This window comes from Mannheimia cairinae (genome assembly GCF_028649535.1).
GTDB classification, from domain to species: Bacteria; Pseudomonadota; Gammaproteobacteria; order Enterobacterales; family Pasteurellaceae; genus Mannheimia; species Mannheimia cairinae.
Genome location: NZ_JAQSJE010000009.1, coordinates 43,834 through 63,290, shown reverse-complemented (window position 1 = coordinate 63,290; position 19,457 = coordinate 43,834). Strand labels below are relative to the sequence as shown.

The window sequence follows — 19,457 nt, the reverse complement described above, 5'->3', positions numbered from 1 at the left end:
CTTACTCCTTATCCTCAATAACATATGAGATGGACTCTGAAAGCAAACCACTTGCAAATAGTGGTTTATCTGGACGATAAGCTGATTTAGATTTATAACGTCGCTCTTTAGCTTTGATTGTACTCTCAGATAATTTTGGCGTTTCTACTTGACTTAACGCTTCAAATACATCACCAGCAGCAACATCACCGATAAGCTCTAATGCTTCTTCTACAGAATATCCCTGTTTTAGTAAGTTTGAAATTTGTTTTCGCCACTTTTTCCTATTATTAGAGAAAGCAGGTCTAAAAAAAGGTCTAGGCTTAATAGTTATCGTATGAGCAGGAATAGTCACTTCTGTCGCAAAATTAGATTTTTTCTTGCTTACAAAGCGACTACCATTTTTCTGCGTCCATTCGCCATTTTTATCTATCTGTCGATAGATAGTCGCTTGTCTAGCAGGAACAGTAAATATTCCGCCATACTCGTGAATTGATGCTATATAAGCAACAGGCGTGCCGTCATCGTAATGTTGATGCTCAACAATCCCGACTTTCACCACTTTCTTATTTGCGTCTTTCACTGCTTTAATTCGTGCCTCTAAAGCCGCTTTAAACTTCTCACTCACACAAACACCCCGCCCACTTTCCGCACAGCTTTCCGTTCCGGTAATCCGCCAATATAAAAGCCACCAGCAGACCATTGTTTTAGCAACGCCCACAACTGCAACCCATAAGGCGAACTGGCAAGCCAATGTTGCCAAGCGTTTTTAGTTGGCGGTGTCGCAAATGATACGCTTACGCTCCCTTCGGAGGCAGAAGCAATAACCCCGCCATTTTGAGCAGTTCCGCTACCATCGCTCTCTGTCCCGACACTGATATGTAATAAATGAGCGGTCATCAAATTTAAGGCTATTTGAAACCGCTTGCCATTTAACACCCAACTGGATTTAAGATGCTCACCTGCCACTTCCGCCCAAAGCTTGATAGTTGAATCGTCCAAATTATCAAATACGGGAAACATTGTGCGAAAGTCTATGGTGTTCATTTTTATTTACCTTTGTTGCTTTTAACTTTTGTGGCGTTCTCGCCCTCTTGGTAATCAGATGGCGTAACCGGTGCATCTTTGTTGTCTAACGACATTTCAGCTGCCACTTTTTCGGCATCTTGCTCTTTACCGTCTTCCTGCACCACAATAAAACCGTTTTCTAAATGCTGTTTGAAAATAGGGTTTGATTTAAGTTGTTCCAGCTCTTTAGCTGATACCGATGTGGAAATGCCTAATGGCGTAATTAAGCGGTCGTTTGCAATGCCTGTTCCGCCTTTAACAAGAATACTGCCTTGTGGCACTTTTAAGCCGTTTTGACCATTGGAATAAATTGTGTAAGCTTGATCGCAAGTTAATGTTGAATAGATATAAGGCATTTTGTTTCTCCTATTTAGGTAATAAAAAACCGCTCATAAAGAGCGGTCAATTTTTGCTGTTTTTTGCTAACTAGATACCGGAAGCACGATAAACTGCATAAGGACGCTTACACATCACACCGGCTGTTGCGTTGGTGTAATCTTCTTTCACCATCTTACCATCAGGGTAAGCACCAAGTGCCATAAATTGTGCCGGTACTGCTTGCACCCAAACACGATTATCATCGTCTGAGCTATCGCCATACACTTCTTCAGCATAGAGATATAGCACATCAACACCACCATTCGCTTTGGCTAATTGCGGAGCAGTTGCCACACGGCAATTCGGATAAGTGTCTTTTAACCAAGAGGCCACGCTTACGCCCATATCAGAAACCACACCAAGATACACATCCGCACCGGTTGGCAAAGCTAATACCGTTGGGGTTGTTTTCGGCTCGATAATGCCGTTTGATTGTGCAGCTAATTGAGAAAACGCAATGGTAATGTCATTGGTAATTTCCAAGAAGGTTTTGGTTGCCCACGTTGTACCACTAGCTTTACCTGTCGCAACGGTTTTGTATGGCAATAATGCAGGATCGTTTAAGAAACCGTAAGTACGAGATTTGCCATCGTTATAGCCGTAAAAACCAACTTTGTTACGCTCAATGTGTAACGCATTAGTCGCCGCCACACGTTTTGCGGCCGCACTATCTAAACGCATTGCACCCGCACGAGCAGACTCTAATTTACCCACTGCAATACCTTGCTCAAAGCGAATTACGGTGCGGCGTGCAAATTCCACATTCCAGTTTGCTAACGGAATTGGTGTTAAATCTCCATACGGCACCGCATTACCGGTTGCTTCTAACACACCTTGAACGACTTCTTCATCGTGCCATTCGCCCACGGTTGCAATACCAATAAGCTCATCGATTTTACGAGGTGCGGTTGCTGAATGTACAAAACCCGGCAACCACGCTTGCAAGAACTGAATCGGAGCACCGGCACTGCCAGTAAATACACCACCTTGTACATCATCCATTGCCCACGCTTGTGGGGCTTTATTTAGGTAGTCTTTACTAAAACCGATACCGACTGCTGCAAGTGCTGCAAACTCTTTTACGCTTGCTTCATCCATTGCAATGACAGGCTTTTGTGCTGCCATCTGGGCCGCAAAACGGCGACCACTGATATAACCTTTTTGAATTGATTTCATCTACATTTCCTTTAGTTTGTTAAACGCACCACAGTTAAACCGCCTTCACTGTTTGCTACCGGATAGCGATAAATAACCGCATTCGGCACTAATTGCTTACCGCCAAGGCTAGACTTGTCAGCAACAGTGGATAGTTCGCCAGTTGTTGTGTCATACACCACAAAATCCCCGATTTTACACGCAGTTTTCACACGAATGACTACATCACCCATCGTGACAAAATCGCCACGGCTATGGTCTGGTAATGCTAACGTAGGCTCTAACGTACCTTTCTCTGTGCCGTGCAGTGGATACTCTTTCGAGTTTGCTAAAATACCAGCAAACACTCGACCACTTGCAATTTCACCGCCCACTTTCGCCACATTGGTTGAAGCGTCTTTGGTAAAGGCATAACCAATGATATTTTTCTGAGCACCTTCAGAGTTCATTACAAGACTTTCTGCACGCATTGGCGAATCTAAGTGAATATCGCCCGGCGTGCCAAAACCTTGCTCAATGTTAATTTGTTTTTGAAATGTCATTTCTACCTACCTTATTGATTGATTTGACCATCAAGGAATGATTTGCCGCTTGCAGGCAAACCGTCCATCGCACTCACTTGGTGCTGTTTATTCGCAGGGGTACGATTAGCCATATAGCCGGTAATCATTGCTACTTCTTGCCCTTTTTGAGCTTTTAAGCCTAATTTATTACAAGCATATTTAGCCACGGCATCCGCTGAGTCCATTGCTCCCACATTAAACGCACCGGTAAATGGAGACACCTTTTTATACATTGCATCACGCTCATTGATTGCCTGAGTGACACGCTTAGCAATTTCAGCCGCATCCATTGCATTTGGTTCGCTTGGTTGCTTGTCGTCATTGTCCTTGCCGCTTTCTTCTGGCGTCACATCGTCATCATCTTGACCGCTGCCACCTTCTAATTTCGCAATACGGGCATCTAAACGCTCGACTACATCAAGCAATTTGCTTAACACATCACCTTCATCATCTTGCCCTTCTTCGTTAAATTCAGGCTCGCCTTCAGGTTCTTGATTTGGTGCTTCAGGTGTTTGCTCCTGCTCAGGCGTTTGCTCGTCATCTTCTGTACCACCCTCCGCCAATTCTGCGGCCTTGCTCAAAAGTGAGGAGGTTTCATTCATCTGTTTTGCTGCATTTTCCAGCAATTCTTTTAATGTCATTTGTTTTTTCTCCATTATGGAATCACAAGTAAAAATAAACTGTTCGTGGTTTGGCTCAACATCACTGCTATCCATAACTCGAACATCTGCCCCCATTCTGCCTTTTTCGACTAAAGCTAAATGATTGCCCCTTAAATCCCGCTGGATATAGTCATATTTCTGCCCATTCCAAACACCGGGACTATGTTCATAACTGCACCGATAACCAAGAGAAAGCTCTTTCTTGCCGTTCTCGATTTGTCGGGCAAACCGCTCTGAAAACACCTTAATATTTCCGAATAATGTGCCATTTTTGAAATAAACGTCTTCACCGATTACCCCATTTACACCTTTCTTTTCAGCCGGTGTCATTCCCATTTCCTCACCGCCTAACATCGTGTGTTCATCCACCCACGGAATTAAACGAAAACTAGGGATTGACTTTTCCAACTCCTCAGCAGGGCGGTAAACGGGATAAAGTTGATTTAAATCTGGTGGTTGTGTGCCGTCAGGTAATCGAATTTGCGAACCCCGATAAAGAAAAACCCCCTCTTTGCTGAGGGGGTTGTCTTTCACTTCAAACCAACCGTTTGTGTCAATGTCTTTTTTGTCTTGTGCGAATGTCATTGTTTCATCCTTTGCAACAAAATACCTAAGCGTTCGGAGATTGAAAAACCATCAGTCGCATATTTCTTTAACCCTTCCGGCACTTCTTTACCTGCCGGCAAATACCATTTCTTCTTAAACTTATCCCATTTTGCACCAAGAGCTTTTGCTCCGTTTTTTTCTGCGTATGGAACATTTAAGTAAGTAGCATTAGATTTTTTTATTGTAGCTTCTGATTTAACATAATTACTCCCAGAAGCTGACGGATTACTGTTTGTTGATACTCCCCAAGAGCTTACTTGCTCCTCATTTACAATTTTCACAGGAACTGTGCCAACAGGGATTTCGGGAATGCTTTTACTTTTTTTCTTAGGTTGATTGTTCGCTTTTTCCTTTTCAACAATACTAGCAACACTATTTGCAATATAAGCACCTTGCTCTGTTAGTCCATAAATGTATCTGTTCGGATCAACTGCTTTCATCAAACCTGCTTTGACATAATCATCAGCGACCTTATTTAAGCCTAATTGTCTTACATCGAAACTTTCTCTTTGCCACGCAAATGTTGCGACTTCATTAAATTTCTGAGCTGAATATCCACCTTGTCTGTTAATCTTTTGCAATGCTTTTGCAAAATTAACGGTATCAGTTTCACTTATTTTTGAAAAATCTCTCGCTCCCTCAGTGTTCCTCTGATAGGAGTAAATCTCTTTAATTTGAGCAGTAAACGGTTTTGACTTTTCAGTGGATGTGGATGAAACATTTCCTTGTAGAGATTTTAATCTTTCTGCAATACTCACTTGCTGATTATTAGTGTCAGATTGTTTTTTTGCAATTTTCGATGAATTTTCTAATTCAGAAATTCTTTCATCAACCTTGTCTTTCAACTTCAGGTATTCTTGCTGTACGCTTTCATTGTTTAAAGTTGCTACAGCACTTCTAGAGAGATTTTCTAATGTCTTAGATAAACTTCGTAGTTCAGGCACATCCACACTCTTAATCTTTTCATCAGTTTTTCGAGTTACTGTCTGAACGTTCTTTTCAAGCTGTTTCTTTGTTTCTAATATTTCTCGCTGTGGCGTTTTCGGTCCGTTAAAACCCTTACGAATTTCGTTAATTTTCTCGCCTTTGAACTTGCCACCCATACCGGCAATGATTCGACCTTCGTCGTCAATTTTGACCGGTGTCCCCTTTCCTTTTTCGCCGTTAGGCTTGACTGTAATCCATTTATCGTCCATTGCGGCAACCGAAAACAGTCTTTCAATACGGTTTCTATGTGATTGTGTGATGTTAATCATTTTCTACCTCAAAATCAAAAACAGGCTTCATACTGCACGCACAATTTGGCAGATGACCGGGCAAACCATAAACCTTTTCGCCGTACATATCGCCGATATAAGGCGGATCATCAAACGAAAATACTCGACCGCTTAATTTAACGTGTAAGGCTCTCGGTTCACGCCCTCCACCAGAATGTAGCCATTTAAACTTATTCACGCCCATTTTCTGCAATTTATGGGCTTGAATGCTGTGATACACTTTACGAGTTTGATTGAGTGCAACCAGCTCCGCCTTTCTCTCATTCCCTTTGTAGAGTTTTTGCAAAAACGGTTTTAATTCTGCAAAACCTTTGCCCTTTGTTGAAATCGAGTGTGTCAGTACTTTTTGTACATCGCCCAAGTATTTCTCCGGCAGGGTTTTGATAAGAGATACTGCTTCGAGCGTACTTGATTGAGTAATATCTTTCAGGCGGTCATCCATAAAATCAGGATTAACCGTTAAATCCTTGCCTACCTCTTTCAGACTCATTTTGATGGTTGCAGTAGAGTGTTTGAGAGTCTCTTGCACCATTCTATCGGTCGTTTTTTTGGCTAAAATTGCAAAAATCGGATTATACTTACTTAAAAGCCGACTAAACAAAATCCGCAACTGTGCCACAATCGATCCGTTTTTCGGTAAATCATCATCTTCAGCATAAGCCTCGAAGCAAGCCTGAATACCGCTCAACGCCTCTTTGTGCATTACACGCATTAATCGCTTAATGCTCTTGGCGTAACGCTCGCCAGTAGCAGCATTTGCCATCAATGGCTTACCTTCAATCTGCCTGTTGTTCTGGTACATTTTGCAGTTGCTCCACATTTACCGAATTAAGCAAGGTAATTTCTTCTTCAGTTAGATCTAAATTTTCGCTGACATTACCTAAATCATTAAAACCGGCATCTCGGTCTTTAACCAATACTGTTCGAGCATCCACCCCATCAATCACCCCAGCCATAATCAATGTAGCGTAAGTATCTGCTTTCAGCTTATTCAACTCAGCCAACTCTTTCGCTGTTGGAGAATCGACCGGTCGCCAGTTAATCGTGGTATCTGCCACTTCATCACCAAACGATTTCATCACAAGCTGATGATGACGTTCTACAAGCTCGGTTAAATCGTGTTCTTGAATACTCTCTAACTCTTGATGGTAGTTTTTGGACTCTTCTGCACCAGTCGAAAAACCCTTCGGCGAAGTGCCAAGTAATTTAGTTACCGGTACATTTGCCGCAGCCGCTACGATTTGGTAATTCGTCATAATAACTTCATCAAGATCGCTTAATGTCGTGTCGTACTGGCTGAACTGGTCATCGTCTTTATCACCAACCTTAATGCCATAGTTATCACGGGTTGCAATCCACGCTTGGATTTTTTCACGGTTACCGTCAAAGTCCGCCATAAAGGCATCCATATTGGTTTGCCAAACCGTTGTGCGTTTTGAGGTAACTAAGCCTAACGATTCATCAGTCGTCCTTTCCGCACTATAAACCCGCTCCATAATCTTTTGCGGCGTTGAAATACCCCCATACATATAGACCGGCTTTAAAATGTCCGCTACTTCATCGTTGCGGAAAATCATCAAGTGCGAACGGTGGTATTTTTTACCGTTGATTTGCCAATAGGTCGGTTCGTAAAAGTGCTGACTTGCCGGGTTATTCAACTCACCGCCGACCAAAATCGGCACACACCAGTAAGGATCGATTTGAATAATTCCCTTGTAGCTATTCGGCTCTACACCGTCTAAATTAAACGGTTTTTCATAAAATTCAGGATCGCTTGACTCAATGTCAAACAATGCCATCCGCATACCAAACACGCGCCCTAAGCGTACAAATTCTTCACAATGCCAGCGGATACGGTATTTTTTATCAAAGCGTTGAAGTAGCTTGATTGTTTCGTCTGAGATTTCATCACCATTGATAGACACCACATCAAAACCGTTTCGGGTTGCATCTCGTGCCGGTACAGCACAGGCTTTACCCACAAGCCAGTTTTGCGACAAAATCGCACACATTTGATAACCAATGAAAGCCTTTGATGCATACCAATCCGCCAAAGCAACACTAATCGCTTCCGGGTTTCGCACCGACATCTTCAAGCGTGATTCGCTATCGCCATCTTGACCGGCAGAAAGTGCGGTATTAATTTCATTATTTCTCTGAACGATATTCGCCAACACATCAAGAAACAATTTAGACGGCTGCCCACGATAGAATTTACCGTTAGCCCAATAGGATTTAGGCTCTTCTATTTCTTGTTTTGGCTCTTCTTTTTTAAACCAACCAAACATATTTTTCTCTGTAATAAAAAACCGCCTGTATTATGAATTGATTACAAGCGGCTGGATCTCAATAAAATTTTGCAATTAACCAAAATATGAAGACCCTTTCGCCAACAGGTCTGCATAAGCACGAGAACAAGCGTCTATGCGGTCATCGTGATTGCCGTTCGGGAATAATCTCATTTCATTGATTAATCCCTCATTCCACGCCCCTTTGAGCATTTTCACGTTACCTACATTCACTTGTGAGGCAAACGGCTCAGCTCGAGTGAGTTTATCGCCACTTTCAGGGCTGGTTTTAACAGAATAGCCTTGTAGCATCCGGGTCAAATATAAGGCTTGAGTTTTCCCTGCTTGACCAGGGTCTTGCGGTAAGCTGATACGCACACTTTTTCCGTCTAAGGATGCCGTGTTGCGGATCATATTATCTCGTTCGTCCGGACCTAAATCGCCGTGTGCAATATCGGCAATAATCAGCGATCCGTCTTCGCATTTGCCGAGTTTAACACCGGCAGTGGGGTCTCCGCCCACCGTTGCCCCTAAGTCCCAGCCTCTCACCCATTTAATTTTCCCTACCGGCAACGTCTCAATAATCGGCATTTGGCTTGGTTTAAATACCCCACCTTCAAGTGGTGCAGGGCGTTGCATATATTGACCAGCAAACATATAGGGAGCGGCTTGTTCCATTTGGCGGAGTTGCTCAATGCTGTGCTTTTCCGGCCATAATGCTGAACCGTCCTTCTGAATAGCAGGCAAACACAACAATTCCCACTCTTCGCCATTTCCGCCGTTTAATAACCAACCGGCTAAATCGTTCTCGTGCAGTCGTTGCATAATCACGATGATCGGCGTGTTTTTCGGGTCGTTCTTACGGCTCTCTACGGTATTTTGAAACCAATCAATCACATTTTGCCGCATCACTTCGGAGCGAGCTTCGTCAGCTTTATGCGGATCGTCTATCAGAATTGCCCCGCCAAAACCGGCTCGTTGCTTACCTGCACCAAAACCGGTTATCGTACCGCCTGCACCGGTGGCGTAGAACACGCCGCCCTGTGAGGTTGTCCAATGATTTTTTGCTTCGCTATCCAGTGAAACGTTAGGGAAAATTTCTTGATAGGCTTCGTGTTGAATAAGAGAACGAATATTTGAGCTATTGTTGACTGCCAGCGTAGATGAGTAGCTGGCGTGAATAAACTCACAATCCGGCACTTGCCCGAAGCACCACGCCACGAAATTCACAATCGCAATTTCTGTCTTTGAATAACGTGGTGGAATGTTGATAATTAACCGCTTACTCTCACCACGAAACACCCTCATTAGTGCCATACAAATCAATTCGTGATGTAGTGCTTGTAGCCATTGATAACCTCGCTTTTGCTGAAACATATAGCGAGTGAAAAAATAGAGATCGGTTCTTGCCAGTTCAGCCGCTACGATTTTTTGTGCTGTGCTAAACTGAAACATAACTACACCTTTTCTAATAACTCTTTGGCAATCGCCCTAAATTCATCGTTGGATAGGCTGATGTTTTGGTTGATAACAGTCCCAGAAACCTCTTGAATTTGCTTATCACGCCATTTATCAGGCTGCCTGTTTTTGAGCCAAAAAATGGCTGATGTTGGATCTGGCGGATAATGCTTAACCAAAGGCGTTTCAACAATTTGATTCTCAATCACTCGAATATCAATATCTGGAGCCTCATAGCCCAATGCTCTTTTATAAAGGCTGTTGGCTACATTCGCATCAGCTAATAACTTTCCTTTTTTTATGGACTCCAAGAATTCAGGATATTCAATTTTCCAGTTATTAATAGTAGATTCAGCTACTTCAAAAAAATCGGCTATATCTTTGTCCGTTGCACCAAGAAGACATAATTTTTCAACTTGAGCAACGTACTCGGGCTTATATTTTGTAGGTTGTCCACGTGACTTATACGTGGATTTAACCTCGTCTTTTTTAGCCATTGGGTTAATCCTTAATTAATTTGTAAGTTTGAATACTTTAAAACCGACATCAAGCGATTGATTTTTATCGATATTTTGCAAAATCTGTTTTCCGGCTCGGCGAATGCGTTCTTTGGAAATTTCGGCAATATTCTCAAACCCTGCTTTATAAGCCTCGGACTTTTCATCGGTAGGCTCTGGAAGTTGAACACAAATAAAACGGCGGTTACTTTTCTTACCTAGATTAAGTTCCATTACTGCGTGAGCCGTAGTAGCAGATCCTGAGAAAAAATCTAAAATCAAATCATTATTACCACTTCCTATTTCAAGCATTTTTCTTACCATTTCTTCTGATTTAGGGAAATCAAAATATTTTTTACCGTCAAAAAGTTTCTTAACAAGTAATGTACCTTTCTCTGAATTATCTTCTTTACTATTCCATACTGATCTTGCCATTTGTGTTGTATTTCTATATTTTTCTACAATCATATAACCACCATCATTCATCAGTTTACCTGCGATCTCAGTGTTTAAATGAAGTTCTGCTTTTTCTTTTCCCCAACGCCATACTGTATGGAATCCTTGAGATTCTTTAGGGTAAACAGCTTTTAAACCATCCGCATACTGTAAAGATAAAGATAATAAGCCATTATCAAGTTTTTTATTTTCATCAACATAAAACGGATAATATAGATTAGGTCTATTCTCCTTATGGAAAGCAATATTTCTGTTTCTCAATTCCCTAAGTTCAAATCCGCCTTTATCATCCTCAAATGGAAACTTTTTATTTTTAGCTTCTAAATTATTTAGCATAGTCTGTTCAGATTTTGCATACACACATATATATTCGTGCATTTTAGCAATACCACCGTAATCTCTACCTCTAGGATTATTCACTACTGTGATCTGACCTAGAAAATTCTCCTCTCCAAACACTTCATCACATAATAATTTCAGTTGGGCTTGTTCGTTATCGTCGATGGAGATAAAAATCACGCCATCATCTTTCAGTAATTCCCGGGCGATATATAGGCGAGGGTACATAAACGTTAGCCAAGCTGATTGTGACAGCTCAAATTTACTAAACTCTTTTAACTTTGCCCTTGCTTTATCAATAGAGATTTCATAAATATTTGCCAAATCTTCAGCTGCATATGAAAATTTATCGGAATAGATAAATTTTTTCCCCGTGTTATACGGCGGATCGATATAAATCATCTTTACAGCGTTTTTGTGCGTTTTCAGAAGCAACTTTAAAGCCTCTAGATTATCCCCTTCGATAAATAAATTTGAGCTATTCACATTGATAGGAGCACTATTATGCTCTTTATCTTCAACAAATCTCATTGTCGGTAAAGTGTTTACCATTTTCTTTGCGTGGGATTTTCCAATCCAATTTAAACCATAATGTTCCATAAGATTAAGTTTGTTCTATTTAGATTACATAACTTAGATATAACCCCGAGAATTTTTATTCCCACCTCAGATTTATAGCTAAAATATGTGGCATTTACTTTACACAAAAGTAAAAAAGGAGCTGTTAAAGCTCCCGTTACTAGTGGCTAGTACTTATCAAAGTTATTTGAAACCTTGTTTGGTTTGTGCTTGCCATTCTCTGATACGGTCTATCTGATTAGCACATAAATCACGCTCTCCCATTACCTTGATAAGATATTCGATTGTGTCGCCGTAGGTGCTACCATTAAACCCTGTCCGCTCACACGCAACTAAATAGGCTTGTGGTGGATATAGGTATTCAGTTTTTGTAATCACCTTGCTTGTGCAACCGCTTAAGGCTATCAGCAATGCCATTAGGCAAAGCAGTCTTAGCACAAGTATCTTTGGTAAGAATTGATTTAATCTCATTTTGAGTTAACTCCACTTTATTTCGTAGCTCGCTTGCGATTCTTTGTTGGTTTTCGACCGCTTGTCGCTCTTGTGCTAGATTGTCTTTTAGTTGCTGGTTTGCCTGCTGTTGCTGTGCAATAGTTTGGGCTTGCGCTTGGTTTTCAGCTCTTAAGTTATCAATTTGTTTTGATTGGTGCCAAATCCAGCCACACAAGCCCAAAATCATTACTAAGACTGCTAGATAAATGTATTTAATCATTTAGTCCGCCATTAACTTTTGATAATAAACTGTACGCAGAGCTAGCCCGTGCGTGCCACCATTAATCTTTTTCGTTACAGTTAAAATATCGCTGTATTGAGCTAATTTGCGGCTTTGCCAGTACCAAATAGCAACCCGTACCGTTAAGGCTAGATTACTTGTGATTTGGTCTGGGCTAGTTACTAGGCTTGGCAGATTTTCCCATTTAGCAAAATCAATATAATTTGCCTTACCAGTAATCTGGATTAAGCCTCGTCCACGATACTTCCAACCGTCGCCACTTCGCTCATTACCATTTCCCATTCGGTTTCCATACACACGATTAGCAATTGCTTGTTTATTTCTTGCGTACTGGTAAATGTTGTGCTGAGTAAAATATTTAGGGAACACTCTTAACAATGCAGCCGCCGAGTAATTAAGATTTTCTTCAAACACTCGATAACCTGCACACTCTACGCCGCATTGTGCTAAGAACATCGCTTGCTGAGCTTTCGTTACGCAACCAGCTTTTTCAATTTGATTTGAAATAACAGAATAAATACCATTAACAGCGTTTGGGAATACTTGTTTAAACTTTCTTTCGCTAATTAACATCTTATATTCCTTACTCATTGTCTTTTTTACTAAAGCTCACATCATTCACTTCAATTTTCTTTCTGATTAACGCAAAAAGAAATTCTCGTATCTTCTCCGCACCAACGAAACCAATCATCCCACCTGAAAATGTAGATAAACTTTCACCAACACCAAAATGGGTTAATAACGACATACACGAAAGGGTTAATGCTCCACAAATAGAGCCATCAAGCAATCTTTGCCGATAGGTGCTTTTTTGTTGCAAGAACCACGCTCTAAGCATAGACATAAAAAAAGCCATTACAAATCCTGCAATGGCATTATAGTTTTGTTGAATATACGCAAGGGCAACTACCCACACGCTCGGGTCTTTATCTGGCATTTTCATAACTCCACCCCACTCAAGTTAGGGGCATTGACATCCTCCCCGCCCTAAAGGACGGAGTTTTACGGCACGAATCTGATAAAAAAGCCCCAAGCATTTCTGCTCAGGGCTGTAAAATTCTACTTGGTAAACACTACTTATACTTTGTCCACCATTAGCACATAATGTATACTTAATGGGCACTAAAATCAATACCTAAATTGATATTTTTTTAAAAAACTTTCAGGTTTACTGGATAAAATCTTGCTTTCTACAATTTCAGCTATTGTTTTTTCGGTTGTTCTGCATTTTTCTTGGACAATTTCTTTCCACCTCCGTTCTTTTCGTCCTTGCTCATCTCTCAACTGGTAATACATCGCTATTTGTCGCTCGGAACGCCCGAACCAATACTTCTGCTTGAATATATCAACCAGCATTACATCTCGTTTTGTAACTACAGTGAAAACCTCGTTAATCAATCTGCCTAACTGGTCGTTACACGTTTCTCTTGAGCCTAACTTATCCATTCCCTCAACCGATTTCATCAGGCGGTAAATCATATTTACCCGGCATTCTAAATCTAGTCCGCTAAACTCCCACGCTCCCCACAATCTCAGTAATTCTTCAATCCATTGTTGCTTCTTTGGGTCTAGCCATTTATTCTTAATTCTTCTAGGCAGCACGTTCTAACTCCTTGCATTTTACTTTATAAACCTTGATTAAGTCTTTTATTTCTTCGGTGGTAAGTTTTAATGGTGGATGGTCTTTCCTTTCCAGAAACTCTACTCGCTCAAGCCCTATTCTTTCTATGAGGTTTATCCTGTAATTCACAATGTCGCCACTTTTATGGTTATTACACACACTGCATTGCCTATGAACATTATCCTCGTTAAACCGCAATTCAGGATTGCCTCCTACTGTTTTATAATGCCCTGCGTGCCATTGCCCTTGATGAAATCGACCACAAGAAATACAAGGCAAGTCTTTATCACGAAGTCTGATGAATTTATTGAACCATTTCTGTAAATCCTTGAGCCAATCGCTACGGTTTTTAAGATTTTCTAACCGCTGCCTACGCTCTTTCCGTTCTGCCTTATCCGCCTGTTTGCGTTTTGCCTCTGCTTTACGCTTACTTAACGCTATAGCACACTTAACAGAGCAGACTTGTTGCGTGCTTTGGAATTTTGTATAGTAATTGCCACACTCTTTGCATTTGTGCTGTTTAGGTGGTTTGTTTGGCATTATCAACCTCTTACTACTCAAACTCTTTACTAAACCACTCAATGAAATAGAGTGAACCGGCACATACTGCGATAACAGACACCACTATTAAAATTAAAGTTAATTCATTTAACATTTAAAAATCTTCTCCTGTTTTTTTCATAATCCACCACCTATAACCATTACAACTGCTATTGCCAGCCCAACAAAAAACCAGGCCATTTCAAAAACGATGCTAAACACAAAGGTTATTAAAAACGTCTTTCTCAAAAAATCCGAATTAATGAACGCCACAGCCAACAGGAAAGTAAATGTAGTGAAAAGCACGGGTAAACCTAATGCGATGAAGTAGTTAGTCCAGCTCATTTTTTATTTTCCATACTTCTAGTTCCAGCGTATAAAAACCCAGAAATAAAGCCTACAGTAGCTAAAACTGGGAAGCCAAAAAACACTAAAACCAAACTTATTAATAGCTCAGAAATCAAAGTTTGCCATTCTCTGCTTTTAGAGAAAAAGAATGTTGGTCTAGTAAATACTGACAAGAATGTTAAGCAAGAAAAAGTCCAAAACATCCAAATAAAAACAGAAACAAAAGGCTCACTCAGAAATAGAGCTGAGTAAATAAAAGCTCCAAGAATTAATGCATCAACAATTAATTTTGTGTAAGAAAATGATTTGATTTCCATTTACAGTCTCCTAAAAATACGAATATAATTGGTTAATAATGTTTTCATCTTTGGTATTGTTGAAAACGTGCTTGATAGCGGCATTGATTAAAGCACTGTAGCAGGCCTCAAATTCGTCTTGTTCCATCTCGCTGTATTTCAAGCTTTTAGCCTCCAATCTCAATTCGCCCTTGATGTTATAAATCTTATTGAAAAAACCAGCCAGAATAGTTAAGTCCTTGCGGAATTTGTCAAATTGCGTACGCCCATCAAAATACTGCCATTCGGTTTTATCCACCGACCAATGCTCAAAACAAAAGTTAAAAAATGCAAAAACTTTGCGATGAAAAGCAGGGTGTCGAGGTTTCTTGATTTCAATTTCGTACTGTTCATTATTCTGAAATGATTTCAATCTTTCCGCTTCATCATCATTAAGCGGTGCGAACACACCGCCAGCAAGTTTCATCATTTGGTATTTAGCCATCGAAGCCGCCAACCTTTTTAATAAAATCCAAACTTACCGACCGCTGAACAAAATCTTCCATTGTTGGGTCGAACACCACGACCATTTGCCCTTTGCTATTGCCTTTGATTTCTTTCCCAGTAACAGGGTGGATAAATGCAATTCTGCCGCCGATAATATCAATCACTTCATTTGCCACGTTGTGAATATGGTTTTGATACCATTGCGTTGATTTATCGTTATTCAGCAACATCACCACTAAATGACCTCTATCTCGTAAACGTTTAGCCTGTTTGATAAATGGCGTAACATCTGAGTAAGGGGGATTAACGAAAATTGAGCAATGAAAAAATCCTGGTTCTAAATCTAACCAAATCTCATCTGTTAAAAATGATTTCATCCACTCAATATCTCGATCAGGCCCAAGATAATCAGATAGTTTTGCATTGTCTTTCGTAGCACAACCATCTAAATCAAAGCGGAAACGTCTATCTAACCAATTAAAAACGTAATGAGGCGTTCCCCAAGTGTCTCTATCAAATTGCTGTTCTGTCATTGCAATGCTCCTGCTCGGTTCTTTTCATCCATTAAACGCTGAATGCGTGGGTCTAATGGCACTTTCTTTTTCTCTTCAATCACTGGCTTTGGTGGTGGGATTTGCTCTCCATTAATAATCCGTTTTGCCATTGCCACTAAGGCTTTTTCTGCTTGATTACGTAAGGTTTCATCTTTCCAACTATATTTCTTGTTACGTGCGTATAGGTCAGTTATCAACCAATATTCAGCGTTTGATTTAAATTTAAGTTTCTGAATCTCAATAAAATCAAATCTTAAAGAGCGATCCAAAAGCTTGAGTAACTGCTCTAAATCAGGTAATCCTAATTCGTGATAGTCAATCGTATTGCACCACTGGATAAATTTGCCGATACTCGGCACAAAGTCATCGGTTTTAGCACGCAAGCCTTTCATCCCCTGTCTGACTTGCTCAACGGTTCTAATTCCATTTTCGGCAAAACCTAAAATCCATTGTTTTTTTGCAGTAGCAACTTGCTTTTCCGTCCAGTATTGAATACTAGGGCAACTTGCTAATAACTGCTCGAAAATGCGATCAACTAAGTTTTCAATCTCGCCCGATAATTTGCCATCTGGATTATTTGCCACCGCAAGCGGTCTGTTTTGCTCGATTTTTTGCAACGTCATTACAACACCTCCGCCCAAGCCTCAGGAGTATTCCACTCAGCTTGCATATTGTCGCCACGCTGCGGTTTCTTGCGACCTCGTTGCAAAGTCAATACGTCCCACTTCTCACGCAATTTGCGAGGGCTGAGAATGTTTGTTTGCCAGAACGAATCTTGATTAGCCCAACTAAACAATTCAAAGATTTCAGCGTGATTTTTGCCATCAATTTCCGACAACAACCTCACATCATTCGCCCAAGCCTCAAAAATTGGCTCTTTGTGATTTGGGTTGAGTTTTTTAATTTTTGCAAAAATATCTTTCGCCAATCTCATATCTACTTCCGAAAAAATGTATTTCCGTTTCGGCGAGGTTGCAGCCGTTTTCGGTTGCAACGTATTATTATGATCATTAGTATTTTTATAATTAGTATTATTATTTGTCGGATTTAAATCCGAGCTTTTTCGGATCTGTTTCCGAGCTGATTCGGATTTATTTCCGAGTGTCGGATTTAAATCCGAGCTAAATTCATTCCATGTTTTCCCTTTTTCAGTTAATCGAATAAGGTCTTTTTCTCCGTGTTTCTGATAGACAATTAAACCTTTTTTATGTAATTCGGAAAAATGACGATAGACAGTATCTGGTTTTGAATAAAACAATGGCAATTCTTCGATTACTGCATTGCGAGAAACCCAATAATAAACAACATCATCAATAATGATTTCTTTAGCCCAGCTAGCTGCTTGATTAAGTAAATCAAATAACGCTCCTTGATTGGCATTTAAGCCCCATTCAATGCATTTTTGGCTATTAATGTAAGTGCTAAATCTCATTCTTATTCAAACTCCATAAAATACTGACTGACACGCTTACCATCTGGCAAAGTGATAGGCTCGCTCTGAATATTGTGTCCACGATCACGCAAATCTTTAATTCGGGCAGATAAACGTAAACAGTTAAAATCTTTTAAGGAAGTAAGCGAAGTCACTCGTCCGCCATTTTTTAGATGAGCCAAAATTCTTGCGTTTTGGCTTTGACTTGATGCTTCATTTGGGTTAATATTTAATCCATACATTTTTAGGATAATCTCCTTGTAAATTGCCACCGTTACAGCGGTGGTTTTTTAATTGTTAAAAACCCACCACGCAAGCAGCATAAAAATTGCCACTCTAATAAAAATTGAATTTTTACTGTGGTAGAATGATTTGAATTTTTCTAAAAAATTTTTCATTGTTGGTAACTTCTATGTTTTCGCTTCTTCGAGATTTATTCGCTTATATCGTTTCTCTTTCAGCTCTAGTATTTACGGTTAAAATTGGCTCGTTTAATGAGAATTTACAACACGCCATAGTGATAATCCTGCCATTGTTCTTTATCGTCATTCACGAGCTGATTGTTCGCAAATTTAAGAAAGAATTTGATAACCAAGCCTACTTCTCAGCCATTGTTGGCGTAGCCCTCTTTGCTGCACTAGGTTCTTTTAGTAAAAGTGAACTTATTGAGCTTGGATTTAAAATTGATGACATATCAACATTCTTTATTTTCAAACTTTATTTCCATACTTGGGCAATAGTGTTACTACCCGTTGCATTAAAGAAATTTTTCAAGAAGCATTAAGGGGTTAATACCCTATTTCCAGCAGTGGTTTTTTATTTGTCTAAATATTTGCTAGCAAGCAGTTTTAATGCTGCTAACTCATCTTTATCCGCAAGCTCAATACCAAGAAAATCAATAATTACAGCCACATCTTCTACATTTTGAGAAAACGTTCTGCCGAATTGTGATTCGCTCAAGCCGATTGAGTGTGCCAATTCTCTATGCGTAACCTTTGCTGATTTCTGATAGATTAAATCCGCAATACGTCTTGCATTTTTCGTTAATTCTTTGCGTGCCATTGCAAGCCTCTTTAGGTAATCTATCTTTCAGATAGGGAGCTTAAAATCTCTGTAACAGTAACTTTTCCGTCTGTGGCATCTGATATGAGCTGAATGTATTTACCGTTGATTCCATCACCTTTTAACCAATTACCAACGGTCATGTCCGACACACCACACTTTTCAGCTAATACTTTTCTAGAGCCGCAAATAGAAAGGGCTTTTTCAATAGTTTTATTCACTCTTTATTCTCTTTATAAAATAAAGTAAATAATAAATAAAGCTTTATTACAAGTAAAGAATAATTTTGTTTTATTTATAAAGAAAAGTTTTAAAATTAAGAAAAAAGGGGGTGTTATGAATACACTAGGCGATAGAATTCAGTATGTTTTACATACGGAAAAAATTTCCAGAGAAGAACTTGCTGATAAACTAGGTGTTACCACAATGGCTGTTGGTAATTTGATTAATAATAAAGTAAAGAAACCAAGAATATTTGATATTGCCAATGCTTTGAACGTTGAGCCTGATTGGTTGCAGTCTGGTTCTGGAGTGATGATCAAAGATAGCAAATTAAACAATTCACCAATTACAAATTCAGTCGCAACCAATATAAATGATTATGGCAACCATTTAATCAAAAATGAGCCAGATAGCACGCATAGCCACCGCATAGACTATTTGGATGTTCGTGCAGCGGCTGGCTTGGTTGAATATTCAAATAGCGATTATCCAGAGATAATAAGCTCTATTTGGCTTTCTGATGATGGCTTAATGAAATTGGTCGGCAAACGAAACTCAAACGGTCTGCGTATTATTAACGTGCCGACAGATAGCATGGAGCCGACCATACCGAAAGGCTCTCCTGTGGTGATTGACACGAAAGTAAATAGTTATATAGGTGATGGTATTTACGCGTTTTCGTCCAATGGTAATTTATTCATTAAACGCATTCAGAAATTAATGAAAGGCGGATATAAAATTATCTCTGACAACAAAGAGCTTTATGACCCAGAAGAAATCAATGATGAATATCTTGATAATGCTAAATTTGTCGGGAAATTTATCCGTGTATGGAAGATAGAAACAATTGAGTTATAG

At 40.0% G+C, this 19,457-nt stretch carries 29 protein-coding genes; 2 read left to right on the top strand and 27 right to left on the bottom strand.

Features of this window, described 5'->3' with window-relative positions; genetic code table 11:
- Position 1: 1 nt before the first annotated feature.
- From PTQ27_RS09315 to PTQ27_RS09195, 25 genes are all read right to left on the bottom strand, one after another.
- On the bottom strand, positions 2 to 607 hold the full coding sequence (locus tag PTQ27_RS09315) for a hypothetical protein (protein WP_273748956.1): 606 nt from the start codon (positions 605 to 607) through the stop codon (positions 2 to 4).
- Positions 604 to 1,026, bottom strand: coding sequence for a DUF4054 domain-containing protein (locus PTQ27_RS09310; RefSeq protein ID WP_273748957.1), 423 nt, complete (start codon positions 1,024 to 1,026; stop codon positions 604 to 606). Before PTQ27_RS09310 ends, PTQ27_RS09315 begins: the two co-directional genes overlap by 4 nt.
- A gap of 2 nt (positions 1,027 to 1,028) precedes the next feature.
- Positions 1,029 to 1,403 carry a hypothetical protein gene (locus PTQ27_RS09305; RefSeq protein ID WP_273748958.1) on the bottom strand — a complete coding sequence of 125 codons (375 nt, stop codon included), beginning with the start codon at positions 1,401 to 1,403 and terminating at the stop codon, positions 1,029 to 1,031.
- Positions 1,404 to 1,473: 70 nt separating this feature from the next.
- The gene (locus tag PTQ27_RS09300; protein WP_273748959.1) at positions 1,474 to 2,601 is read right to left on the bottom strand and encodes a major capsid family protein; all 1,128 of its coding nucleotides are present in this window, start codon (positions 2,599 to 2,601) and stop codon (positions 1,474 to 1,476) included.
- A gap of 11 nt (positions 2,602 to 2,612) precedes the next feature.
- Entirely contained in the window at positions 2,613 to 3,122 is a 510-nt protein-coding gene (locus PTQ27_RS09295; protein WP_273748960.1) for a structural cement protein Gp24, read from the bottom strand.
- Between the two features lie 11 nt (positions 3,123 to 3,133).
- Positions 3,134 to 4,390 carry a DUF2213 domain-containing protein gene (locus PTQ27_RS09290; protein ID WP_273748961.1) on the bottom strand — a complete coding sequence of 419 codons (1,257 nt, stop codon included), beginning with the start codon at positions 4,388 to 4,390 and terminating at the stop codon, positions 3,134 to 3,136.
- Positions 4,387 to 5,667 (bottom strand): DUF5710 domain-containing protein, encoded by a 1,281-nt coding sequence (locus tag PTQ27_RS09285; protein ID WP_273748962.1) that lies wholly within the window; start codon positions 5,665 to 5,667, stop codon positions 4,387 to 4,389. The genes PTQ27_RS09290 and PTQ27_RS09285 overlap by 4 nt, the downstream gene beginning before the upstream one ends.
- Positions 5,660 to 6,490: a phage head morphogenesis protein gene (locus PTQ27_RS09280; protein WP_273748963.1), complete on the bottom strand. Its 831-nt coding sequence runs from the start codon at positions 6,488 to 6,490 to the stop codon at positions 5,660 to 5,662. Before PTQ27_RS09280 ends, PTQ27_RS09285 begins: the two co-directional genes overlap by 8 nt.
- Complete coding sequence (locus PTQ27_RS09275) at positions 6,465 to 7,976, bottom strand: phage portal protein (protein WP_273748964.1); 1,512 nt, start codon at positions 7,974 to 7,976, stop codon at positions 6,465 to 6,467. The genes PTQ27_RS09280 and PTQ27_RS09275 overlap by 26 nt, the downstream gene beginning before the upstream one ends.
- A 75-nt stretch (positions 7,977 to 8,051) precedes the next feature.
- The gene (terL, locus tag PTQ27_RS09270) at positions 8,052 to 9,431 is read right to left on the bottom strand and encodes a phage terminase large subunit (RefSeq protein ID WP_273748965.1); all 1,380 of its coding nucleotides are present in this window, start codon (positions 9,429 to 9,431) and stop codon (positions 8,052 to 8,054) included.
- A gap of 2 nt (positions 9,432 to 9,433) precedes the next feature.
- A complete protein-coding gene (locus PTQ27_RS09265; protein ID WP_273748966.1) occupies positions 9,434 to 9,931 on the bottom strand; it encodes a helix-turn-helix domain-containing protein in 498 nt (165 codons plus the stop codon).
- A 15-nt stretch (positions 9,932 to 9,946) separates the two neighbouring features.
- Positions 9,947 to 11,326 carry a site-specific DNA-methyltransferase gene (locus PTQ27_RS09260; protein ID WP_273748967.1) on the bottom strand — a complete coding sequence of 460 codons (1,380 nt, stop codon included), beginning with the start codon at positions 11,324 to 11,326 and terminating at the stop codon, positions 9,947 to 9,949.
- 162 nt (positions 11,327 to 11,488) lie between these two features.
- Complete coding sequence (lysC, locus tag PTQ27_RS09255; RefSeq protein ID WP_273748968.1) at positions 11,489 to 11,683, bottom strand: Rz1-like lysis system protein LysC; 195 nt, start codon at positions 11,681 to 11,683, stop codon at positions 11,489 to 11,491.
- Positions 11,667 to 12,017 (bottom strand): DUF2570 family protein, encoded by a 351-nt coding sequence (locus tag PTQ27_RS09250; protein WP_273771131.1) that lies wholly within the window; start codon positions 12,015 to 12,017, stop codon positions 11,667 to 11,669. Before PTQ27_RS09250 ends, lysC begins: the two co-directional genes overlap by 17 nt.
- The gene (locus PTQ27_RS09245; protein ID WP_273771130.1) at positions 12,018 to 12,611 is read right to left on the bottom strand and encodes a glycoside hydrolase family 19 protein; all 594 of its coding nucleotides are present in this window, start codon (positions 12,609 to 12,611) and stop codon (positions 12,018 to 12,020) included.
- A gap of 10 nt (positions 12,612 to 12,621) precedes the next feature.
- Positions 12,622 to 12,981: a phage holin, lambda family gene (locus PTQ27_RS09240; protein WP_273771129.1), complete on the bottom strand. Its 360-nt coding sequence runs from the start codon at positions 12,979 to 12,981 to the stop codon at positions 12,622 to 12,624.
- A 185-nt stretch (positions 12,982 to 13,166) separates the two neighbouring features.
- Positions 13,167 to 13,640, bottom strand: a complete 474-nt coding sequence (locus tag PTQ27_RS09235; RefSeq protein ID WP_273748972.1) for an antiterminator Q family protein — start codon at positions 13,638 to 13,640, stop codon at positions 13,167 to 13,169.
- Positions 13,630 to 14,199 (bottom strand): recombination protein NinG, encoded by a 570-nt coding sequence (locus PTQ27_RS09230; protein WP_273748973.1) that lies wholly within the window; start codon positions 14,197 to 14,199, stop codon positions 13,630 to 13,632. The genes PTQ27_RS09235 and PTQ27_RS09230 overlap by 11 nt, the downstream gene beginning before the upstream one ends.
- A gap of 138 nt (positions 14,200 to 14,337) precedes the next feature.
- Positions 14,338 to 14,544, bottom strand: coding sequence for a hypothetical protein (locus tag PTQ27_RS09225; RefSeq protein WP_273748974.1), 207 nt, complete (start codon positions 14,542 to 14,544; stop codon positions 14,338 to 14,340).
- Positions 14,541 to 14,864: a hypothetical protein gene (locus PTQ27_RS09220; protein WP_273748975.1), complete on the bottom strand. Its 324-nt coding sequence runs from the start codon at positions 14,862 to 14,864 to the stop codon at positions 14,541 to 14,543. The genes PTQ27_RS09225 and PTQ27_RS09220 overlap by 4 nt, the downstream gene beginning before the upstream one ends.
- A 10-nt stretch (positions 14,865 to 14,874) precedes the next feature.
- Complete coding sequence (locus PTQ27_RS09215; protein WP_273748976.1) at positions 14,875 to 15,327, bottom strand: DUF1367 family protein; 453 nt, start codon at positions 15,325 to 15,327, stop codon at positions 14,875 to 14,877.
- On the bottom strand, positions 15,320 to 15,862 hold the full coding sequence (locus tag PTQ27_RS09210; protein ID WP_273748977.1) for a phage N-6-adenine-methyltransferase: 543 nt from the start codon (positions 15,860 to 15,862) through the stop codon (positions 15,320 to 15,322). Before PTQ27_RS09210 ends, PTQ27_RS09215 begins: the two co-directional genes overlap by 8 nt.
- Positions 15,859 to 16,506, bottom strand: a complete 648-nt coding sequence (locus tag PTQ27_RS09205; RefSeq protein ID WP_273748978.1) for a replication protein P — start codon at positions 16,504 to 16,506, stop codon at positions 15,859 to 15,861. The genes PTQ27_RS09210 and PTQ27_RS09205 overlap by 4 nt, the downstream gene beginning before the upstream one ends.
- Positions 16,506 to 17,315 (bottom strand): phage replication protein O, encoded by an 810-nt coding sequence (locus tag PTQ27_RS09200; protein WP_273748979.1) that lies wholly within the window; start codon positions 17,313 to 17,315, stop codon positions 16,506 to 16,508. The genes PTQ27_RS09205 and PTQ27_RS09200 overlap by 1 nt, the downstream gene beginning before the upstream one ends.
- A 2-nt stretch (positions 17,316 to 17,317) precedes the next feature.
- Positions 17,318 to 17,557 (bottom strand): helix-turn-helix domain-containing protein, encoded by a 240-nt coding sequence (locus PTQ27_RS09195; RefSeq protein WP_273748980.1) that lies wholly within the window; start codon positions 17,555 to 17,557, stop codon positions 17,318 to 17,320.
- Positions 17,558 to 17,727: 170 nt separating this feature from the next.
- Here PTQ27_RS09195 and PTQ27_RS09190 point away from each other — a divergent pair, with 170 nt between their 5' ends.
- Positions 17,728 to 18,099: a hypothetical protein gene (locus PTQ27_RS09190; RefSeq protein ID WP_273748981.1), complete on the top strand. Its 372-nt coding sequence runs from the start codon at positions 17,728 to 17,730 to the stop codon at positions 18,097 to 18,099.
- A gap of 32 nt (positions 18,100 to 18,131) precedes the next feature.
- Here PTQ27_RS09190 and PTQ27_RS09185 read toward each other — a convergent pair whose 3' ends face one another.
- Complete coding sequence (locus PTQ27_RS09185; RefSeq protein WP_273748982.1) at positions 18,132 to 18,377, bottom strand: hypothetical protein; 246 nt, start codon at positions 18,375 to 18,377, stop codon at positions 18,132 to 18,134.
- 20 nt (positions 18,378 to 18,397) lie between these two features.
- Positions 18,398 to 18,598, bottom strand: coding sequence for a YdaS family helix-turn-helix protein (locus PTQ27_RS09180; RefSeq protein ID WP_273748983.1), 201 nt, complete (start codon positions 18,596 to 18,598; stop codon positions 18,398 to 18,400).
- A gap of 115 nt (positions 18,599 to 18,713) precedes the next feature.
- Between PTQ27_RS09180 and PTQ27_RS09175 the strand changes: the two genes are divergently transcribed.
- Positions 18,714 to 19,457, top strand: a complete 744-nt coding sequence (locus PTQ27_RS09175) for a LexA family transcriptional regulator (protein WP_273748984.1) — start codon at positions 18,714 to 18,716, stop codon at positions 19,455 to 19,457.

What these genes read in the sequence shown, in the direction of transcription:
- terL (WP_273748965.1), bottom strand. Translation starts at nt 9,431, where the DNA reads ATGTTTCAGTTTAGCACAGCACAAAAAATCGTAGCGGCTGAACTGGCA.
- PTQ27_RS09310 (WP_273748957.1), bottom strand. Translation starts at nt 1,026, where the DNA reads ATGAACACCATAGACTTTCGCACAATGTTTCCCGTATTTGATAATTTG.
- PTQ27_RS09220 (WP_273748975.1), bottom strand. Translation starts at nt 14,864, where the DNA reads ATGGAAATCAAATCATTTTCTTACACAAAATTAATTGTTGATGCATTA.
- PTQ27_RS09205 (WP_273748978.1), bottom strand. Translation starts at nt 16,506, where the DNA reads ATGACGTTGCAAAAAATCGAGCAAAACAGACCGCTTGCGGTGGCAAAT.
- PTQ27_RS09185 (WP_273748982.1), bottom strand. Translation starts at nt 18,377, where the DNA reads ATGGCACGCAAAGAATTAACGAAAAATGCAAGACGTATTGCGGATTTA.
- PTQ27_RS09305 (WP_273748958.1), bottom strand. Translation starts at nt 1,403, where the DNA reads ATGCCTTATATCTATTCAACATTAACTTGCGATCAAGCTTACACAATT.
- PTQ27_RS09280 (WP_273748963.1), bottom strand. Translation starts at nt 6,490, where the DNA reads ATGTACCAGAACAACAGGCAGATTGAAGGTAAGCCATTGATGGCAAAT.
- PTQ27_RS09215 (WP_273748976.1), bottom strand. Translation starts at nt 15,327, where the DNA reads ATGGCTAAATACCAAATGATGAAACTTGCTGGCGGTGTGTTCGCACCG.
- PTQ27_RS09275 (WP_273748964.1), bottom strand. Translation starts at nt 7,976, where the DNA reads ATGTTTGGTTGGTTTAAAAAAGAAGAGCCAAAACAAGAAATAGAAGAG.
- PTQ27_RS09290 (WP_273748961.1), bottom strand. Translation starts at nt 4,390, where the DNA reads ATGACATTCGCACAAGACAAAAAAGACATTGACACAAACGGTTGGTTT.
- PTQ27_RS09245 (WP_273771130.1), bottom strand. Translation starts at nt 12,611, where the DNA reads ATGTTAATTAGCGAAAGAAAGTTTAAACAAGTATTCCCAAACGCTGTT.
- PTQ27_RS09175 (WP_273748984.1), top strand. Translation starts at nt 18,714, where the DNA reads ATGAATACACTAGGCGATAGAATTCAGTATGTTTTACATACGGAAAAA.
- PTQ27_RS09225 (WP_273748974.1), bottom strand. Translation starts at nt 14,544, where the DNA reads ATGAGCTGGACTAACTACTTCATCGCATTAGGTTTACCCGTGCTTTTC.
- PTQ27_RS09285 (WP_273748962.1), bottom strand. Translation starts at nt 5,667, where the DNA reads ATGATTAACATCACACAATCACATAGAAACCGTATTGAAAGACTGTTT.
- PTQ27_RS09210 (WP_273748977.1), bottom strand. Translation starts at nt 15,862, where the DNA reads ATGACAGAACAGCAATTTGATAGAGACACTTGGGGAACGCCTCATTAC.
- PTQ27_RS09230 (WP_273748973.1), bottom strand. Translation starts at nt 14,199, where the DNA reads ATGCCAAACAAACCACCTAAACAGCACAAATGCAAAGAGTGTGGCAAT.
- PTQ27_RS09240 (WP_273771129.1), bottom strand. Translation starts at nt 12,981, where the DNA reads ATGAAAATGCCAGATAAAGACCCGAGCGTGTGGGTAGTTGCCCTTGCG.
- PTQ27_RS09295 (WP_273748960.1), bottom strand. Translation starts at nt 3,122, where the DNA reads ATGACATTTCAAAAACAAATTAACATTGAGCAAGGTTTTGGCACGCCG.
- PTQ27_RS09195 (WP_273748980.1), bottom strand. Translation starts at nt 17,557, where the DNA reads ATGTATGGATTAAATATTAACCCAAATGAAGCATCAAGTCAAAGCCAA.
- PTQ27_RS09250 (WP_273771131.1), bottom strand. Translation starts at nt 12,017, where the DNA reads ATGATTAAATACATTTATCTAGCAGTCTTAGTAATGATTTTGGGCTTG.
- PTQ27_RS09190 (WP_273748981.1), top strand. Translation starts at nt 17,728, where the DNA reads ATGTTTTCGCTTCTTCGAGATTTATTCGCTTATATCGTTTCTCTTTCA.
- PTQ27_RS09300 (WP_273748959.1), bottom strand. Translation starts at nt 2,601, where the DNA reads ATGAAATCAATTCAAAAAGGTTATATCAGTGGTCGCCGTTTTGCGGCC.
- PTQ27_RS09200 (WP_273748979.1), bottom strand. Translation starts at nt 17,315, where the DNA reads ATGAGATTTAGCACTTACATTAATAGCCAAAAATGCATTGAATGGGGC.
- PTQ27_RS09265 (WP_273748966.1), bottom strand. Translation starts at nt 9,931, where the DNA reads ATGGCTAAAAAAGACGAGGTTAAATCCACGTATAAGTCACGTGGACAA.
- PTQ27_RS09260 (WP_273748967.1), bottom strand. Translation starts at nt 11,326, where the DNA reads ATGGAACATTATGGTTTAAATTGGATTGGAAAATCCCACGCAAAGAAA.